This window comes from Desulfovibrio desulfopostgatei (assembly GCF_053570645.1).
Genome location: NZ_JBRBQS010000002.1, coordinates 64198 through 82336 on the forward strand (window position 1 = coordinate 64198; position 18139 = coordinate 82336).

At 59.4% G+C, this 18139-nt stretch carries 12 protein-coding genes; 8 read left to right on the forward strand and 4 right to left on the reverse strand.

Going from position 1 to position 18139, the window contains the following annotated elements:
• Positions 1-13: 13 nt before the first annotated feature.
• Positions 14-151, forward strand: coding sequence for a CcmD family protein (locus ACUZ9Q_RS00275; protein ID WP_449247126.1), 138 nt, complete (start codon positions 14-16; stop codon positions 149-151).
• Positions 144-821: a tetratricopeptide repeat protein gene (locus ACUZ9Q_RS00280; protein ID WP_449247127.1), complete on the forward strand. Its 678-nt coding sequence runs from the start codon at positions 144-146 to the stop codon at positions 819-821. Before ACUZ9Q_RS00275 ends, ACUZ9Q_RS00280 begins: the two co-directional genes overlap by 8 nt.
• A 180-nt stretch (positions 822-1001) precedes the next feature.
• Here the strand turns inward: ACUZ9Q_RS00280 and ACUZ9Q_RS00285 are convergent, their stop codons facing one another.
• The 4 genes from ACUZ9Q_RS00285 to ACUZ9Q_RS00300 form a co-directional block, all read right to left on the reverse strand.
• Complete coding sequence (locus tag ACUZ9Q_RS00285; RefSeq protein ID WP_449247128.1) at positions 1002-3293, reverse strand: hydratase; 2292 nt, start codon at positions 3291-3293, stop codon at positions 1002-1004.
• A 42-nt stretch (positions 3294-3335) separates the two neighbouring features.
• Positions 3336-4013 (reverse strand): LysE family translocator, encoded by a 678-nt coding sequence (locus ACUZ9Q_RS00290; RefSeq protein ID WP_233483572.1) that lies wholly within the window; start codon positions 4011-4013, stop codon positions 3336-3338.
• A 193-nt stretch (positions 4014-4206) separates the two neighbouring features.
• Complete coding sequence (gene icd, locus ACUZ9Q_RS00295; protein ID WP_449247129.1) at positions 4207-5349, reverse strand: NADP-dependent isocitrate dehydrogenase; 1143 nt, start codon at positions 5347-5349, stop codon at positions 4207-4209.
• Positions 5350-5363: 14 nt separating this feature from the next.
• Positions 5364-7205 (reverse strand): triose-phosphate isomerase, encoded by a 1842-nt coding sequence (locus ACUZ9Q_RS00300; RefSeq protein WP_215646917.1) that lies wholly within the window; start codon positions 7203-7205, stop codon positions 5364-5366.
• A 206-nt stretch (positions 7206-7411) separates the two neighbouring features.
• Here ACUZ9Q_RS00300 and ACUZ9Q_RS00305 point away from each other — a divergent pair, with 206 nt between their 5' ends.
• From ACUZ9Q_RS00305 to ACUZ9Q_RS00330, 6 genes are all read left to right on the forward strand, one after another.
• On the forward strand, positions 7412-9562 hold the full coding sequence (locus tag ACUZ9Q_RS00305) for a ribonuclease catalytic domain-containing protein (RefSeq protein WP_449247130.1): 2151 nt from the start codon (positions 7412-7414) through the stop codon (positions 9560-9562).
• A 149-nt stretch (positions 9563-9711) separates the two neighbouring features.
• Complete coding sequence (gene plsY / locus ACUZ9Q_RS00310) at positions 9712-10326, forward strand: glycerol-3-phosphate 1-O-acyltransferase PlsY (RefSeq protein WP_192113486.1); 615 nt, start codon at positions 9712-9714, stop codon at positions 10324-10326.
• Positions 10327-10483: 157 nt separating this feature from the next.
• Complete coding sequence (gene thrC / locus ACUZ9Q_RS00315; RefSeq protein WP_449247131.1) at positions 10484-11929, forward strand: threonine synthase; 1446 nt, start codon at positions 10484-10486, stop codon at positions 11927-11929.
• 265 nt (positions 11930-12194) lie between these two features.
• Entirely contained in the window at positions 12195-14237 is a 2043-nt protein-coding gene (locus tag ACUZ9Q_RS00320) for a methyl-accepting chemotaxis protein (protein ID WP_192113488.1), read from the forward strand.
• Between the two features lie 403 nt (positions 14238-14640).
• Positions 14641-16683 carry a methyl-accepting chemotaxis protein gene (locus ACUZ9Q_RS00325; RefSeq protein WP_449247132.1) on the forward strand — a complete coding sequence of 681 codons (2043 nt, stop codon included), beginning with the start codon at positions 14641-14643 and terminating at the stop codon, positions 16681-16683.
• 158 nt (positions 16684-16841) lie between these two features.
• Positions 16842-18044, forward strand: coding sequence for an alpha/beta hydrolase family protein (locus ACUZ9Q_RS00330; RefSeq protein ID WP_297895566.1), 1203 nt, complete (start codon positions 16842-16844; stop codon positions 18042-18044).
• The last annotated feature ends 95 nt before the right edge of the window (positions 18045-18139 follow it).

The window sequence follows — 18139 nt, forward strand, 5'->3', positions numbered from 1 at the left end:
ACCCGGAGGAACTATGGATACACTGACATGGGTAATCATGGCCAATGCCGCCGTGTGGATTGGCATTGGCTCGTATATGGCTTTTCTGGCGGCTCGCCAGCGTTCACTGGCCGCGCGCCTTGTCCAGATGGAGATGCTCAACCATGACTGATACAAAAAAAGGCAACCTTTCCGCCCGTATCCTTATTATCGCGCTGGCTGTTGCGCTGGCTGTGATGCTTGGGGCCTCGCTCAAGGCGCGGTTCCAGAATCCCCACCTCACTGTGGCGGCCCGCCAGCAGCAGGGCATGGGCGGGGGTGAAGCTGGTGAAGACGCCCAGACCGTGGGCAAGCTCATGCGTCAGGTGGCGGAAAATCCGCAGGATCTTGGCGCGCTTATTCACCTGATCGAGCATCTTGTGACCGCGCAGAACTGGGACGCGGCAGAAACCTTTGCCCAGCGTGCCGTGACCATGGACGTGAGCAATCCCAAGCCCCTGTATTTGCTTGGCGTAATCCAGCACAATCAGGGCCGCCACAAGGAAGCCGCCGAAGCCCTTGAGCAGGTCGTGAAGATCAAGGATGAGGCCTCCGTGCGCTACAGCCTCGGCGTGCTGTACATCTATTTTCTTGAAGATCCCAAGCGCGGCGCGGAACATTTGCGCGCGGGGTTGACCGACGCCACCGCCAACGAAGAACTCAAGGCCGCCATCAAGCAGGAGCTGGAAAAGGTCCCCGCTGTGGAAGAAGCCCAGCCTGCCGCCGCCAAGCCCGATGCCAAGGCAGACGCCAAGGCGGATAAGAAAGCTGACAAAAAGACAGACAAGAAAGCCGCCAAGTAAGGCTTTTCTGCCAGCCAGAAATTAAAAAGGCCTCTGTGGAACTGCTCCACAGAGGCCTTTTATTGTTTTAAGTGGCCTTGTTAGCCACTCCAGATAGCAGAAGAAAAAATTCAGGGGAGGAATGGGGGAGGAGCCTCTTTTTAAAGCGCCCCTCCCCCGCAAAACACCCCCAACCTTTCCTTAGCTGTTGTAGAAGTTGATCAGGCAGCCATCAAGGATGATCTTGCGTTCATCGCTGGTCAGTTCCTTGAGTGCGAGGCTGATCTGCTGGGCCTGCCCGCCTTCGCTGGCAACGTAGCCGGTGAAGGTGGGGTCGGCGTTCTGTACGGCGCTGCGCACATTGGGCACCACCAGCCAGTCGCCGACTTTCAGGCTGTCGGCCAGCGAGGGATCAACGATAAAGGGCAGCATGCCCCAGTTGATAAGGTTGGAGCGGTAACGCTTTGTGGCGTACTCTACAGCCATATTGGCCCAGCCGCCCAGCACCTTCTGGCAGGAGGCCGCCTGTTCGCGGGCCGAGCCGTCGCCTGGCTTTACGGCAAAGATGGTGGAGCCAAGCCCCACCTGCTTGAGGTCGCCCGCACCCTGCAATACATCAAGGCCGCACACGGCAAAGAGCCCGCGCGCCTTGGCAAGCAGTTCCGCATCGGCGGGATTGGCGAGGCGGGCGGCTTCCATGGCATTCACAGCCTTGGCGCGGCCCACATAGCCGGGGTCTTTGCGCGAAAGCGTGTATTCCGCCAGTTTGAGCGGGTTGGAGCGCAGGGACGAAGTTTCGCCGGAGGGAATCAGCTCGTCCGTGGTGGTGACGGGGTCTGTGATCACGCTCACCACCTGCAGGAGCAGATGTTCTGGCAGAGGGCTCATGCTCGGCCAGTCGGCAATGTTGGGGCCGCGCACGAGCTGGGCTTCTGGTTCCGCCTTGCCAAAGCCGTTGTACACGCGGCTGTGGTAGATGAGCGGCTCAAAAGTATAGGAAAGATCGACATTGGCCAGCGCGGGCGCAGACCAGTCAAGCTCGGTCGCCGGGGTAAGGCGGCCGCCGTTGGCCGCAGTGGCGGCGATGGAGCGGGCGTCCATGAGGGCCACCGTGGAGACCTGCCCGTTGGAAGGCTTGGAGCCTTCGCGGTTGGGGAAGTTGCGGGTGGTGTGGCGGATGGAAAGCGCGCCGTGGGCCGGGGTGTCGCCCGCGCCGAAACAGGGGCCGCAGAAGGCCGTCTTCATCACAGCGCCTGCGAGCATGAGCTTGGCGGTTGCGCCGTTTTTGACGAGCGCAAGGCCTTGCGGTTCGCTGGCGGGGTACACGGCCAGATTGAAGGCCTGATTGCCCGTGGATTTGCCGTCCAGAATGGCGGCGGCCAGAGCGATGTTTTCAAAATTGCCGCCCGCGCAGCCAGCAATAATGCCCTGATCCACCCACACGCCGCCATCGCGCACCTTGGCGCGCATGTTCAGGCCCTTGGCCGCATCGCCAAACTGGCGCAGGGCTTCGGCTTCCACTTCGGCCAGCAGTTCGGCCCCGTGCTTGGCAACTTCGGCCACGGGGTACACGTTGCTGGGGTGGAAGGGCAGGGCGATCATGGGCACAATCCTGCTCAGATCAACGCGGATAAGGCCATCGTAACAGGCCGGGCCTTCAAGCCGCAGTTCGGCGTAGTCGCCCGCGCGGCCATGCATGGCCATGTAGTCGCGCACCTTTTCGTCCGTGGTCCAGATGGACGACAGGCAGGTGGTTTCCGTAGTCATGACGTCAATGCCGCAGCGGTATTCCACAGAAAGACCCGCTACGCCGGGGCCCATGAATTCCATGACCTTGTTCTTCACAAAGCCGTTTTTGAACACCGCGCCAATGATGGCAAGGGCCACGTCCTGCGGGCCAACGCCGGGGCGGGGCGCGCCTTCAAGCCAGACCACAACCTTTTGCGGATTGGTCACATCGTAGGTTTTGCCAAGCAGCTGCTTGACCAGTTCCGGCCCGCCTTCGCCAATGGCCATGACGCCCAGCGCCCCGTAGCGGGTGTGGCTGTCTGAGCCAAGGATCATGCCGCCGCATCTGGTCATCATTTCGCGCACATACTGGTGGATAACCGCCAGATGCGGGGGCACGAAAATGCCGCCGTACTTGCGCGCGGCAGAAAGACCAAAGAGGTGGTCGTCTTCATTGATGGTGCCGCCCACGGCGCACAGGCTGTTGTGGCAGTTGGTCAGCGCGTAAGGGACGGGAAATTCCTTGAGGCCGCTGGCGCGGGCCGTCTGCACGATACCAACATAGGTGATGTCGTGCGAGGCCATGGCATCAAAACGGATGCGCAGCACGTTGTCGTCCGTGCCGGTATTGTGCGCCGCCAGAATGCGGGCGGAAAGGCTGTTTTTGCGGGCGGATTCAATGTCCACGCCCTTGGCGCGGGCTTCTTCAGCCATGCGTATGCCGTTGGCGTCAATCACCACAGAACTGTTCACTATTTCGATCATGGCAGACCTTCAGGGGTTTGCGGGTCGCTGGCGCGACGCGGGTTAGCGAGCTTGCGCCGTGGCCAGTTTGAGGCCAAAGGCTATGAACACAAGGCCCGTGCAGCGCTGCATCCACTTCTGGAAGCGGCTGTTCTCAAAGATATGCCGGATGCGGCCCAACATATAGGCCAGCGGTACATACCAGAACAGACACAAGCCAGACATGATGCTGCCCAGGGTGAGAAACTGCGGGGCAAGCGGTGCGTGGGGATCCATGAACTGGGGGAGAAAGGTCAGAAAAATCAGTACGGCCTTGGGGTTCAGCACGTTGGTCAGAAATCCCTGGCCGAAGAAGTGCAGCCATTGGCGCAAGGTCAGGCGCTGCGACGCGCGGGGCGCATCAGGCTCCTGGGCGGTTTTGACCACAGCCGCACTTAACGGCTGCCCAGCACGTTGTCCGGCGCGTATGGCCTGAATGCCCAGCCAGACCAGATAGGCCGCCCCCACATATTTGAGGATGCTGAACCACAGCACGGACTGCGCGATGATGGCCGAAATGCCCAGCATGGCCGCCGTGGTGTGCACGCAGATGCCAAGGGCCACGCCTACTGCGGCGGCCTGTCCCTGTGGACGCCCATTCATGAGTGAAATTTTGGCGATGAGCGCAAAATCCGGCCCCGGCAACATCACCAGAATGGCGGCCATGGGCACAAAAAGCAGCAGAGTATCCAGCGAGATCATGGTGCAGTCCTTCATTCAAGCCAGAGCAGGGGGGAGAAAAGGAGCGCCTTGCGGTTGCGCCCTCAGCCGGTTGACCTCCAGGCAGAGCCGTAAAACACTCCTTTTCTCCTCTTGCTACTAAAGACATATCAGCGGCAGCCACGCCACACCCTATGCCGTTGCGGGCAGGGTGTCGGGGCCAGCGCTGCGCATGCTACAGATTCGCGCCGATGATGTCGCCGAATTCCACGCAGCCCACAGTGCGCGAACCGGGCACCTGAGCGGCCAGGTCTTCAGTCACGGCCTTGGCGGCAATGGCCTTGCTCACGGCATTGCGGATGCGCTCGGCTGCCTTGGGCACGCCGATGTGTTCAAGCATCAGCGCGCCGCACAAAATGACGCTGCCGGGGTTGGCCTTGTCTTTGCCCGCAATGGTGGGGGCAGTGCCGTGGGTGGCTTCGTAAAAGGCCAGGGTGTCCGACATGTTGACGCCGGGGGCCAGCCCAAGGCCGCCCACCTGCGCCGCCAGCGCGTCAGAGATGTAGTCGCCGTTGAGGTTGGGCGTGGCGAGAATCTGGTACTGCTCGGGGCGCAGCAGCGCCTCCTGAAACATGGCGTCGGCAATGCGGTCTTTGACCACCAGACGGCCAGCCACGGGTTCCTTTTCCGTGCAGGTCAGGTCGCCAAATTCCTGCGCGGCCACATCGTAGCCCCACTGACGGAAGGCGCCTTCGGTGAACTTCATGATATTGCCCTTGTGTACAAGGGTGAGGCTCTGCTGCTTCTGGTCCAGGGCAAAGCGCAGGGCGCGTCGTACAAGGCGCTTGGAGCCAGCCTCTGTCATGGGCTTGATGCCCACGGCGGCGGCATCGCCCACTTTGTTCACGCCCAGTTCTTCGCGCAAAAAGGTGATGAGCTTGCGGGCCTCGGGGGTCCCCGCGGCAAATTCCACACCGGCGTATACGTCTTCGGTGTTTTCGCGGAAAATGACCATGTTGACGCGCTCGGGGTGTTTGACGGGCGTTTCAAGCCCTTCAAAGTGACGCACCGGGCGGATGCAGGCGTAGAGGTCAAGCCCCTGGCGCAGGGCCACGTTGAGGCTGCGGATACCCGTGCCCACGGGGGTGCCGAGGGGGCCCTTCATGGCAAGTTCTGCGGTGCGCAGGGTCTGCATGGTTTCTTCCGGCAGGGGATAGCCGGTTTCTTTCACAGCCTTGTCGCCTGCCAGCAGCTCTGTCCACTCCAGATTGATGCGGGTGTTTTCGGCAGCAAGGGCAGCTTCAATGACAGGGCGCGCGGCCTTCCAGATTTCGGGGCCGATGCCGTCGCCTTCGATCCAGTAGATTCTCTTGTTCATGGAATTTCCTTACCTTAGTCGTTGTCGCTGTCGTCTGCTGCGGCCACTTCCTGCTGGAGTGCGCGCGCGCGTTTGAGAAGCTGTTCAAGCTGGATGTCCACGCCAATGACGCCCACGATGTTGTCCTTGTCATCAGTCACCGCGCATGAAACGGTGATGATGAGCTTGCTCGTGAAGTGCGACTGGTACACATCCATGATGTGCAGGTCGCCGGTTTTCATGGGCATCTTGAACCATTCGCGCTCCGAAAAATCGTAGCCGATGGGCAGTGCCTCGTAGGTTTCCCGGTACACCGGGTCGGTAATGGCCGAGCAGCGCAGCTTGCCCTGATCGTCGGTGAGGTAGCAGTACTGGATAAAGGGATATTCGCGTACAAATTCATCAAGCCGCGCGCAGGCATGCTTGTTGAGATCCAGCAGATCCTTGCTGCGGGCAAGGCGGATGATGATGTTGGCCGAAAGTTCGCCAGCAAGCTGCTTCATGTGGTCGTATTCGGAGGCGAAGAGTTCGGGCATGAAGCGCTGCACCAGAGCTTCCATTTCTTCGTGCGAGAAGCTGGTGGTGCGGCCCGTTTCTTCGTACACGGCCATGATGGCGTCGTATATCTGGCCCACGGCAGGGTGCTTTTTGGAGACCTGCTGGTCGTTGGGCAGATTGAGGTTGGCGTTGATCCAGTAGGCAACGCCAGCGCGGCCCGTTTTGTCGGTAATGATGATGGGCACCGGGCGGCCAAGCAGATGCTTGGTGTCGAAGATATTGTATATCTCTTCGTTCTTGGCCAGGCCGTCGGCGTGCACGCCCGCGCTGGTGGCGTTGAAATCGCGGCCCACAAAAGGATAGTTGTGGGGGATGCGGTAGTGCAGTTCTTTTTCAAAGAACTCGGCAACTTCACTCAGAATTGTGGTGTCTGCGGCGGCATCGTCGCCCGTAAGCGAAATATATTCCACCAGCAGGGCTTCCAGCGGGGTGTTGCCCGTGCGCTCGCCAAAGCCGAACAGAGTGCCGTTGACCGCGCCGCAGCCATAGAGCCATGCGGTAACGCCGTTGACCAACACCTTGTGGAAGTCGTTGTGTCCGTGCCATTCAAGCCACTGACCGGGGACGCCGGCCTCGTCCGTAAAGCAGCGCACAATGCGCTGCACCGAGCGGGGCAGCGCCGCGCCGGGGTAGGGAACGCCGTAACCCATGGTGTCGCACAGACGGATTTTGACCGGCATGCCGCTCTCGCGCGAAAGCTCCATGAGCCGCTGGGCCAGGGGCAGGCAGAAGCCGTAAATATCGGCTCTGGTCACGTCTTCAAAGTGGCAGCGGGGGATGATGCCCCATTCCAGCGCCTGCTCGGCCATGCCCACATACATGTCCATGGCCTGCTGGCGGGTTTTGCCCAGCTTGAGAAAAATATGGTAGTCCGACACGCTGGTGAGCATGCCGGTTTCGTCAAATTCCATGTCGCGCGCGAGCTTGAGATCGTCCTTGGTGGCGCGTATCCAGGCGGTTACGCGCGGAAAGCGGTAGCCTCTGGCGCGGCATACATCAATGCACTTGCGGTCTTTGGCCGAGTACAGAAAAAATTCCGAAGCCGTGATGAGTCCGGTTTTTCCGCCGAGTCGGTGCAGAAAATCGAACATCTTTGCCACTTGCTTGACCGTATAGGGGGGGCGGGCCTGCTGGCCGTCGCGAAAGGTCGTGTCGGTAATGCGCATCTGATCTGCCGGCCGGGGGGACAGCAGAACCTCGTCAAACGAGGTGCGGCAAACGCTGGTGTAAGGGAAAAGCTCACGGTAGAGCTGCGGTTTTTCCGGCTCCTGCATGACCAGGGTACGGCTGCCTCCAGTTTGGTGAATAATGTTGCTCATTGGGTGTCCGCCCTGCTCGCGCTATGCGAGTGGTAAAAATTGTTGCCGTAAGCCGCTAATATAGCGGTTTACAGCCCTTGCGTCCAGTATGTCTGGCGCTGCGCCCCCGGCGGCACTTGCCAGAAGGCCAAAAATAAAGGAATGTCTTTGGCTGCAAGCGCGACGGTCTATGGGAGAGCGGACGCGCTTTTTCTGAAGGAGCGGGCATGTCTGATTGTGTGCGCTACCCGGCGCCGGGTTGCGTGGTGGAATATATGGAAGGCAATGCCGTGCAGATTGCCCTGGTCACTGAAGAGGTCGGGGGCAGGCTGCGGCTGCTGTTGCCCAACAGAAGGGAAACCCGGCTCAATTCTTCGCGCCTGCTGCCCTGGATAGGCCCCATGCACGGGGCGGACATGGGGCGGGAAGACGCAGTGCGCGTGCTTGAAGCGCACAGAAAAACCCGCGAAGACATGGCCGCCCAGATCCCCGTCATGGACGTGTGGGAACTCGCCCAGGGCGAGGTGGAAGCGGCCCCGGCAAGCTGGTTTGCCGAGCTTTTTGAAAGCGACCCCACCACCGATCATATGGCTGCCTATGGCCGCGCCCTGCTGGCCTGCAAAAGTCACTTCCGTTTTCAGCCCCCGGATTTTCAGGTTTTTTCTGCCGACATGGTTGAAAAACGTATGGCCGAGGAGAAAATCCGCCTTGAGCGTGAATCGCTCATTGCAGGCGGAGCCGCCTTTTTGCGCCTTTTGTGGGATGTTGCCTGCCGCAAGCGCGAGCTGCCCCAGCCCCCGCGCGAGGGCGCTGCCCTTGGCGAATGGCCCCCGCAGGAAGTGGCCGAACGCCTTGAAGAAGTCCTTTTTTCCCGCATGATTGATCCTGAAAGTCAGGAGTGGGAAAACATCTGGCGCACCCTGAGCAAGGGCATGCCGGATGTGCCGCATCTGCCCCTGCAACTACTGGTGGCCTGGGGCAAGGTGCCGCCGCACTATAATTTCTGGCTTGACCGCGCGGGCTATGCCTCGGGCGATACATGGTGGCAGGCCTGCGCCGATGAGGTAGAATCCCTTGCCGCCGCCGGGCGCGCCCCCTTGGCGGCCCTTGCCAGAAACGGACAGGAAGGCAGCCTCGATGTCTGCGATCTGCCTTGCATCAGCATAGACAGCGCAACCACGCGCGACGTGGACGATGCCTTTCATGTGGAGGCGGAGGGCGACGGCTGGGCCCTGACCCTCATGCTGGCCTGCCCCTCGCTGTTCTGGAATTTTGGCGGGCCGCTGGACAAGATGGTGCTGCACCGCGGCACCAGCATTTATCTGCCGGAAGGCGACTGCCACATGCTGCCCGAAGTACTGGGCACCGACGCCTACTCGCTGCTGGCGGGCCAGACGCGTCCCGCCCTGAGCGTGCTCGTGCATGTGGCGGCGGACGGCACCCTTGGCGAGTGCGAAATTTCGGTTGTGCAGGTCAGTCTTGCCGCCAACCTGACCTATGTGGACAGCCAGGCCGTGCTTGACGCGCAGGCCGCAGGCGAGCCCCTGCCGCAGAATGCGGCCACGCCCTATGCCGAACAACTGCGTCTGGGCCTTGAGCTTGCCCGTCAGCGGCAGACCGCCCGCATCGCGGACGGCGCGGTAATCATGGACAGGCCCGACCCTGTGATCCGTCTTGAGGGCGAAGGAGCAGATGTGCGCGTGGAAGTTGGGCTGGATTATCAGGCCTCGGACGCGCAGATGCTGGTGGCGGAAATGATGATCCTTGCCAGCGCCGCTGTAGCCCAGTGGGCCGCCGATCACGGCGTCGCCATGCTGCACCGCGTGCAGGATGTGGCCCTGCCCAGGGAATACGCGGGCATCTGGACAACGCCCCAGGATATGACACGCATCATGCGCGCGCTCACGCCCTCCGGCCTTGAGGTGCAGGCACGCCCCCACGCGGCTCTCGGGCTTGCGCGTTACACTCCTGTGACCTCGCCGCTCAGGCGTTATCCCGATCTTGTCAACGAAGAACAGTTGGGGCATTTTTTCCGCACAGGCGCGCCGCGCTGGACAGAAGCCGAGCTGACAGACCTGCTCAACGTGCTTTCGCCAGCGCTGGATGCGGCGGGCCAGGTGCAGCGCTTCCGCCCGCGCTACTGGAAGCTGCTTTTCTTCCGCCAGAAGGGCGACAAGGTCTGGTGGAACGGCGTTATCACTGAAGAAAACGATGCTTTTATTACCGTGAGCCTGCCCGATCAGGGTATGTTTGTGCGCGGTAAAAGGCGGCTTTTTGACGAGCGCTCGCACCCCGGCCTTGCCGTGGATGTGCGTATCGGCAAGGTGCAGCCTCTGTACAATGAAATCATGATTCTGGAAGCGGTTACGGCGGGCTAGACCGGCCTTTCGCTTCCGTCGGGCAGCATCCCGATCCGGCATGCGCGCCAGCAGCCACTTACGCTGCCATGCCGTGGTGTTTTTAGGGGACTGTTTGGGGTTGCGGGCATATCTGCCCGTATTTTCAGAGGCTTGCAGCGGAGAATTATATGCTGGAAGTATTGTGGATTGCTCTGGCCTATGTGCTTGGTTCCGTGCCGTGGGGCCTTGTTATCGCCAAGACCTTTTGCCGTCTTGACCCGCGCGAGAGCGGCAGCCGCAACACCGGGGCCACCAATGTGGCGCGTCTGTGCGGCTTTGGCTGGGGTGTGGCAACCCTTGCGTGCGACGTCTGCAAGGGCGCGCTGCCGGTGTGGCTTGCGTTCCGCATCAATCCCTCGCCCGTATTTGTCAGCGTAGTGGGCTTGGCCTGCGTGCTTGGGCATGTGTTTTCCTGCTTCATGAAGTTCAAGGGCGGCAAGGCTGTTGCCACCAGCATAGGCGTGTTCATGCCCTTGGCTTTCTGGCAGTTGCTGGCAGCTTCTGCCCTGTGCTGTCTGATCATCTGGCGCAGCGGCTTTGTTTCGCTGGGTTCCCTGAGCCTCGTTGCCGCGCTGGTTGTGGCTTTGGCGGTTACAGGCCAATGGGTGTGGCTGCCTCTTTCCCTGTGCGTGCTGGCCGTGGTGGTCTGGAAGCACAAGGAAAATATCGCGCGCTTGCGCGCAGGTACCGAAAAAAGCTGGCTCAAGGGCAAGCATTCGGAAAAACAGGAAGACAAGGGATAGCCCCCGGCTTCCCGTAGATTTCGGCAATGCTGCGGCCTGCTGTGCCGCCATTGTCAGAGCCACAAGCGCCCCTGGCTGCAAAATGTTTTTGTGAACCGGGGGTGAGGATGGGGATTGCAAAGCCCCTTCCTGATGCAATTATCAAGGAGTTTCTCTCATGGCGCATGCGGATTTTCCGGCCTATCGCGGCCGCATGGAGTATGTTTGTCTTGACTGCGGCGCGCGTCATCCCGGCGACAGCCTGCTATACACCTGCCCGCAGTGCGGCGGCGTGTTTCTGCTGGAAAACCTGGATTTCGACAAACTGAAAGAACGCAGCGGCGCAGAGTGGCGCGAGCTTTTCGACGCCCGCTCCGCCAGCCGCAGCACCGCGCTTCGGGGGATATTCCGTTTTTACGAGCTGCTTGCTCCCCTGCTGGACGAAGACGATATCGTGTATCTGGGCGAAGGCATCACGCCGATTATCGAAGCGGCCCCGGCCCTGCGTGACCGCGTGGGCGTGCCCTTTGCCTACAAGAACGACGGTCAGAACCCCAGCGCGTCCTTCAAGGATCGCGGCATGGCCTGCGCGTTCAGCTACCTCAAGTGGCTGTGCCGCCGCAACAAGTGGGACGAAGTGCTGACCGTGTGCGCCTCCACTGGCGACACCTCGGCGGCGGCGGCCCTTTATGCCTCATACGTGGGCGCGCCCCTCAAGAGCGTGGTGCTTCTGCCCCACGGCAAGGTGACGCCCCAGCAGCTTTCGCAGCCCTTGGGCAGCGGAGCAACCGTGCTTGAACTGCCCGGCGTGTTTGACGACTGCATGAAGGTGGTTGAACTGCTGGCCGAAAATTATCGCGTGGCCCTGCTCAATTCCAAGAACAGCTGGCGCATCCTCGGGCAGGAATCCTACGCGTATGAAACAGCCCAGTGGTACGGCTGGGACATGACTGATCTCTGCCTCTTTGTGCCTATCGGCAATGCGGGCAACATCACGGCCATCATGTGCGGCTTCCTGAAAATGCTTGAGCTCGGCATCATCACCTCGCTGCCCCGCGTGTTTGGCGTGCAGTCCGAGCATGCCGACCCGGTGTGGCGCTATTATGATGCCCCCAAGGATGCCCGCCACTGGCAGCCCGTGACCGTCACGCCCAGCGTGGCGCAGGCCGCCATGATCGGCAATCCCGTTTCCTTCCCGCGCGTGCGCAACCTGGCGGAGATGTTCACTGAAAAGGGCGGCGAAGGGGCCTTTCAGGTGGTGCGCGTGACCGAGCAGCAGATTATGGATGCCATGATTGTTGCCAACCGTCACGGCCACATTGCCTGCACCCAGGGCGGCGAATGCCTTGCGGGTCTCATGAACGCCAAGGCCCTTGGCCTGATCAGCAACAAGGAGCATGCCGTGCTTGACGCAACGGCCCATGCCCTCAAGTTCGCAGGTTTTCAGGACATGTATTTCAACGATTCCTTCCCGGCGGAGTACGGCGTCACGCCCGACAAGAGCCTGGCCAACAAGCCGGAACTGCTCCTGCCCGAAAGCGCCCGCAAGGGGCGCGAAGTGGCCGAATTTGCCCGCATGGGGGCGGATGCCGTGGCAGATCGACTTTCTTTACAAAAAAAGTAAAGTTTATATTATAGAAGCCGATAATCAAAGAAGCGGCAGCGCAGGTCTGTTGCGCTGCCGCTTCTTTTTTGCTGTGCGGCAATACCGTGCCAGCGCAGGGGAAGCAGCGTTGATGGCATTATGCGGATAACAGCCACGCTGCGGCCTGTCTTGGCGTGTCCCCATGGAAAATTATCGACCTTCAGAAATGAGGGGGATGCCGCATATGAAATGCTATGAATCAAGGTGTTCAGGTGACTAGTTTTATTACGTAAAGGAAGCTGTTATGTTTTCACGCAGTATCAGAACTGCCATGTTGCTGGTCATCAGCATTGTGGTACTGGCGGTGCAGTCGGCTCTGGTTGTTGTCGTAACGCGCATGGGGGATGAGGCGAACCTTAAGGCAAGCACTCACGAAATGGATCTCACCGCGGACACGGTAAGCAAATCTCTGGGCGATTTTGGAACCCAGCTCAGCATGTTCATCAACGGTGTTTCCAAACCGCCGCGACTGCGTGAATTCCTGCTCACGGGCGAAGACAAAAAAGGCGCGGAAGTATTTCTTGCTGCCATGTCCAAAGCAGCGCCTGAAATCAACACAATTTACCTCTTTGACACAGCCGGAAAACAGCTCATTACCTATGCGCAGGGGCAGCCCGGCAAGCTCAGCGACCTTGCCGACCGCGAATACATCAAGGCGGCCCTGGCCAACAAGCCGGGCTTCAGTTCCGCACCTACAAAAAGTATAGCCACAGGCAAGCTTATCGTCAGCGTAACCGCACCCATCCTTGACGATAAAGGCAAGGTCGTGGGCGGCGTGGGCATGTCATACGACATTGACAGCCTGACAAAAAATCTCAAGGCAATCAGTATTGGCAAGACGGGCCGCGTCATTGTTGTTTCGCCCCAGGGCGTTGTGATCAGCCACGTAAACAGCGATTACATCCTCAAGAATATGGCTGGTGAACCGGGCGTCAGCGATATGGTCAAGGTTGATTCCGGTAGCGGCGTGGAATTTATGCGTGAAGGCGAAAAGCGCATGCTGGCCTGGGATGTGGCTCCCAACTGGAACTGGCGCGTAGGCGTGACCATGGCCCTTGATGAAATAGAAGCTCCGGCCCGCGAGCAGCGCAACGTCATGCTGGTGCTCGGCTTTGTTACTATCCTGGCATTGGTAGGCATTTGCCTGTTTGCGCTGGACAAAGTGGTTGTGCGCCCCTTGCGGCAGTTGCAGACTTTTGCTTCAGACGTAGCGGACGGTAATCTTGAATCTTCTCTGACAATCGACCTGCGCAATGAAATCGGCAAATTGGCAGACAGCCTGCGGAGTATGGTGAGCAGCCTCAAGGCCAAGATAGCCGAGGCCGATGAGAAAAGCCGTCTGGCTCAGGAAGAATCTGAACGCGCAGCCAGCGCAACAAAAGAGGCCGAAGCCGCGCGTATGGCCGCCGAACAGGCCAAGGCCGATGGCATGCTGCATGCCGCCACCAAGCTTGAAGGCGTTGTGGAAGCCGTAACCACCGCTTCGGAAGAACTCTCGGCCCAGGTGGAACAGGCCAGCCGCGGTGCTGAAAGCCAGACTGTCCGTGTGGGTGAAACAGCCACCGCCATGGAAGAAATGAACGCCACTGTGCTTGAAGTGGCGCGCAACGCCGGGCAGGCTGCGGAATCCGCAAAAACAGCCAAGAGCAAGGCTGAAAGCGGCGCCGATGTGGTAGCCCGCGTGGTGAAGGACATCAGCCGCATCCAGACCAGCGCCGTGGAACTGAAAACGGAAATGACCTCCCTCGGCAAGCAGGCCGAGAGTACTGGGCAGATCCTCGGCGTTATTTCAGACATTGCCGACCAGACGAATCTGCTGGCCCTCAATGCGGCCATTGAAGCCGCGCGCGCTGGCGAAGCCGGGCGAGGATTTGCCGTGGTTGCAGATGAAGTGCGCAAACTGGCGGAAAAAACCATGACCGCCACCAAGGAAGTGGGCGACGCCATCCGCGATATCCAGAACGGCACCCGCAAAAACGTGGGCAATGTGGAACAGGTTGTGGGCATGATTGACACCGCCACCACGCTTGCAAGCACCTCGGGCGAGGCCCTGAATGAAATTGTGGAGCTGGTGGACGCCACAGCCCAGCAGGTGCAGTCCATCGCAACAGCTGCAGAAGAACAGTCCTCCACCAGCGAGGAGATCAACCGCTCCATTGAGGACGTGAACCGTATCTCGCTCGAAACCAGTTCCGCCATGCAGCATTCTGCCGGGGCGGTTTCAGACATGGCCCAGCAAGCCCAGGTGCTGCGCGGACTTATCAGCAGTATGAAGTCCGGAAACTAGCCAGTGATGATGGAAAACAGTGGCAGGTACGCCATAACATACTGAACTTGTAGTTGAAGTATTCTAAAATCAGGCCTTGCTACCTGACTGCAAGCGGCTCCTGCTTATGTGGGGGCCGCTTTTTTCACCTTTTTTGCCGCTGCCCACAAGGCGCACATGCAGACATCACTGTTAATTATTTTAATATCAGTGTTAACAAATGAGGGCATATGGGAGCGTGGCGTGAAGTAATCAAGATTCAGATAACAATAAATTCTTAGTTATTTCACATGATAAGTATAAAATAAAACATCTTGATATATTGGAATATATATTGCATCCGCCTTCAATTTGATGTTTTTGGCAAGATCGCAGTGGACAGCCTGAATTGAAATGATCTGTTTTGCAGTGAGGAGGCTAGTTTATGTCGGTACGCAGCATCAGAATGGCAATGATGCTTCTTGTGGGCGGGGTGGTCTTTGCGGTGCAGTCGGCTCTGATTGTCGTTGTCGCCCGCTACAGCTATGAAGCCAGCCTGACGTCAAGCGTTGATCAGATGCGCCTCCTGGCTGGCACCATTGCCAAGTCGCTGGGCGACTTTGGCGAACAGCAGCAGATGGTGCTGCACGGAGCGGTGCTGCAGCCTGCCCTCAAGGAATATTTGCGTAACCGGCATGATAATGGCGAGGCCGCAGGTTTTCTCTCGGCCATGTCGCGCTCGGCAGACGAAGTAAACTCCTTCTTTCTGTTTGACACGGAAGGCACCCAGCTGATCAACCGCGTTCACGGCAAGGAAGGCAGCCTCAAAAATTTTGCCCATCGCGAGTACATTCGCCAGACGTTCAAGGGCAAGCCCGGCCTGAGCGACACACCGTCAAAGAGCTCGATCACGGGCAAGGCCATTGTGGGCGTTGCCGATGCCATAGTGGACGACAGCGGCAAGGTCATTGGCGGCGTGGGCATGGCCTATGCCATTGACGGCCTGATGGAAAACTATATTAACGACATCCATCTGGGCAAAACGGGCTATCCGTTTATTGTCGCGCCCACAGGCGTCATGGTCGGGCACCCCGACAGCGAGCGCGTACTCAAGGATGTTTCCAAGGAAGAAGGCATTGCCAAGATTCTTGCCACTCCGTCGGGCGTGGAGTCCTTCACTCGTGGCGGCGTGGAAAAAATGCTGGCGTGGGCTCCGGTTCCGGGCTGGAACTGGAAGGTTGTCATCACCATGGATCGCGCGGAGATTGAAGCCTCGGCCAACAACCAGCGCAACCTCATGGTTGGCGCGGGCTTTGCCGCAATTCTGCTGCTTGTGGGCATTACCCTGCTGGCCCTTGAAAAGATCATCGTCAAACCCCTGCAAGAGCTGGAATCCTATGCCCGGTCTGTGGCGTCGGGCGAGCTTGACCGCAGCCTGACGCTTGTGCGGCGTAATGAAATTGGTCATCTGGCAGACAGCCTGCGCAGCATGGTGGGCAGCCTTAAAGACAAGATAGCCGAGGCTGACGGAAAAAGCCGCCTGGCTCAGGAAGAATCGGAACGCGCAGCAAGCGCAACAAAAGAGGCCGAAGCCGCCCGTATTGCAGCGGAACAGGCCAAGGCCGACGGTATGCTGCATGCCGCCACCGAGCTTGAAGGCGTTGTAGAGGCCGTAACCACGGCTTCGGAAGAACTCTCGGCCCAGGTGGAACAGGCCAGCCGCGGCGCTGAAAGCCAGACCGCGCGCGTGGGCGAAACAGCCACCGCCATGGAAGAAATGAACGCTACCGTGCTTGAAGTGGCGCGTAACGCCGGGCAGGCGGCGGAATCCGCCAAAGCTGCCAAGAGCAAGGCGGAAAGCGGCGCGGATGTGGTGGCCAGTGTGGTAAAGGATATCAGCCGTATCCAGACCAGCGCAGTGGAATTGAAATCAGAAATGACCACGCTCGGCAAGCAGGCCGAGAGCACCGGGCAGATCCTGGGAGTTATTTCGGATATTGCAGATCAAACCAATCTGCTGGCCCTCAATGCGGCCATTGAAGCGGCGCGCGCTGGCGAAGCCGGGCGAGGATTTGCCGTGGTTGCTGACGAGGTGCGCAAACTGGCGGAAAAGACCATGACCGCCACCAAGGAAGTGGGCGACGCCATCCGCGATATCCAGAATGGCACCCGCAAAAACGTAGGCAACGTGGAGCAGGTTGTGAACATGATTGACACCGCCACCACGCTTGCGGGCACCTCGGGCGAGGCACTGCATGAAATTGTGAATCTGGTGGACGCCACAGCCCAGCAGGTGCAATCCATCGCCACTGCTGCGGAAGAACAATCCTCCACCAGCGAGGAGATCAATCGCTCCATTGAGGACGTGAACCGCATCTCGCTCGAGACCAGTTCCGCCATGCAGCATTCTGCCGGGGCGGTTTCCGATATGGCCCAGCAGGCCCAGGTGTTGCGCGGGCTTATCAGCAGTTTGAAATCCGGGCATTAGCCGTCTGCCTGTACGTACCAATGTGTGGGGGCCTTGCCGCATGGCAGGGCCCCCTTTTATCTGTCTTCCCGGGGCAGCTTTTAGGGTTGCTCACAGAGGCTTGCAAAAGAACGCGGCATCAGTAGTGTGGAAAAAACACCAGCAAACCCGGAGGCTCCATGCGGCAGACCACAATCATTGCTCTTTTGTTCATGCTGCTGGCGGCAACCGCCAGTGCGGCAGATTACAAGGACGTTGCCTCCGGCGTGCGCTATACGCACATCGGCGATTACAGCGTTGAACGGCTGAACAAAATTCTTACGTCAGAAGTGGCGGCATTCAGCAATTTCAAGATGCAGTACCCGGAAGCCGCCAATGGTGTGAGCCTGTACAAGGTGCTGTATACAACCATGATTCCGGAACAGGGCAATCGGCCCACGCTGGCTTCCGGCCTTGTGGCGGTGCCGCAAACCACGCAAAAGAAGCTGCCCGTGGTTTCATATCAGCATGGCACGGTATTTACCCGCACTGCGGTGCCCTCCCGCCCCGAGGAATCGGATGAAACGCGCATTGTGACCGCGCGGCTGGCCGGGAACGGCTATGTGGTGATAGGTGCGGACTACATTGGCAAGGGTGATTCCACTGAGCCGGACAGCTACATGGTACGCGAGTCAACCGTGCAGGCCTGCATGGATATGCTTTTTGCCGCCCGTGCCGTGCTGGCGGATCTGGGCATTGAAGAGAATGGGCTTTATCTCAGCGGCTGGTCTCAGGGTAGCTGGAGCACCCAGCAGTTCCGCCATCGGCTCGAATCCCTGAACATGCCCGTCAAGGCGGCGGCAACGGCGGCTACGCCAGCCGATCTGTATCTGCTGTTGACCCGCTGGATAAACAACCCCTCATCGCTTGACGCCACGTGGCTGGCGGGCAGCGTTATCCTGTTTACCTATTCCTACGCCTACTATTACGACATGCCCGGCCTGCCCCAGACCATCATCAGGCCAGAGTATCAGGCTGTTTGCCGCGATTTTTACGAAAACAAGATCGGCTGGGAAGAGCTGCAACCGCAGATACCCGCCAAGGTTGCCGATCTGGTGCAAGAGGAAGTTATGGCGCAGTCTTCGGCGGGTATGGATAGCTTTTTTCGCAGGCTGCGCGACAATCAGGCCTTCATGTGGCGCTCGGCAACGCCTTGCCGCTACTATTACGGCAAGGTGGATGAGGTCATGCCGCCCTACGTGTCCACCCTTGCCGTGGGCTACACCATCACCGCCGGGGGAGCCAGGGCTGAGGCCGTGTATGCTGGCGACACCGCCGACCACCGGGGTGCGTTTTTGTATGGGGTGGGGGATCAGAAGGATTTTTTTGACAGCAAGCGTTAAGCAGTTCCTTTGTCCGCTGGCTGTTTAAGACAGCCTTGCCGGGAAAAGACAATTCAAAAGGCAGGATTGCTCTGTTGACGGGATTTTGGGCCCTG

Bases quoted from the DNA above. Each gene is read 5' to 3' on its own strand.
- ACUZ9Q_RS00305 (WP_449247130.1), top strand. From the start codon at position 7,412: ATGTCTGATTGTGTGCGCTACCCGGCGCCGGGTTGCGTGGTGGAATAT.
- ACUZ9Q_RS00285 (WP_449247128.1), bottom strand. From the start codon at position 3,293: ATGATCGAAATAGTGAACAGTTCTGTGGTGATTGACGCCAACGGCATA.
- icd (WP_449247129.1), bottom strand. From the start codon at position 5,349: ATGAACAAGAGAATCTACTGGATCGAAGGCGACGGCATCGGCCCCGAA.
- thrC (WP_449247131.1), top strand. From the start codon at position 10,484: ATGGCGCATGCGGATTTTCCGGCCTATCGCGGCCGCATGGAGTATGTT.
- plsY (WP_192113486.1), top strand. From the start codon at position 9,712: ATGCTGGAAGTATTGTGGATTGCTCTGGCCTATGTGCTTGGTTCCGTG.
- ACUZ9Q_RS00325 (WP_449247132.1), top strand. From the start codon at position 14,641: ATGTCGGTACGCAGCATCAGAATGGCAATGATGCTTCTTGTGGGCGGG.
- ACUZ9Q_RS00300 (WP_215646917.1), bottom strand. From the start codon at position 7,205: ATGAGCAACATTATTCACCAAACTGGAGGCAGCCGTACCCTGGTCATG.
- ACUZ9Q_RS00275 (WP_449247126.1), top strand. From the start codon at position 14: ATGGATACACTGACATGGGTAATCATGGCCAATGCCGCCGTGTGGATT.
- ACUZ9Q_RS00290 (WP_233483572.1), bottom strand. From the start codon at position 4,013: ATGATCTCGCTGGATACTCTGCTGCTTTTTGTGCCCATGGCCGCCATT.
- ACUZ9Q_RS00330 (WP_297895566.1), top strand. From the start codon at position 16,842: ATGCGGCAGACCACAATCATTGCTCTTTTGTTCATGCTGCTGGCGGCA.
- ACUZ9Q_RS00280 (WP_449247127.1), top strand. From the start codon at position 144: ATGACTGATACAAAAAAAGGCAACCTTTCCGCCCGTATCCTTATTATC.
- ACUZ9Q_RS00320 (WP_192113488.1), top strand. From the start codon at position 12,195: ATGTTTTCACGCAGTATCAGAACTGCCATGTTGCTGGTCATCAGCATT.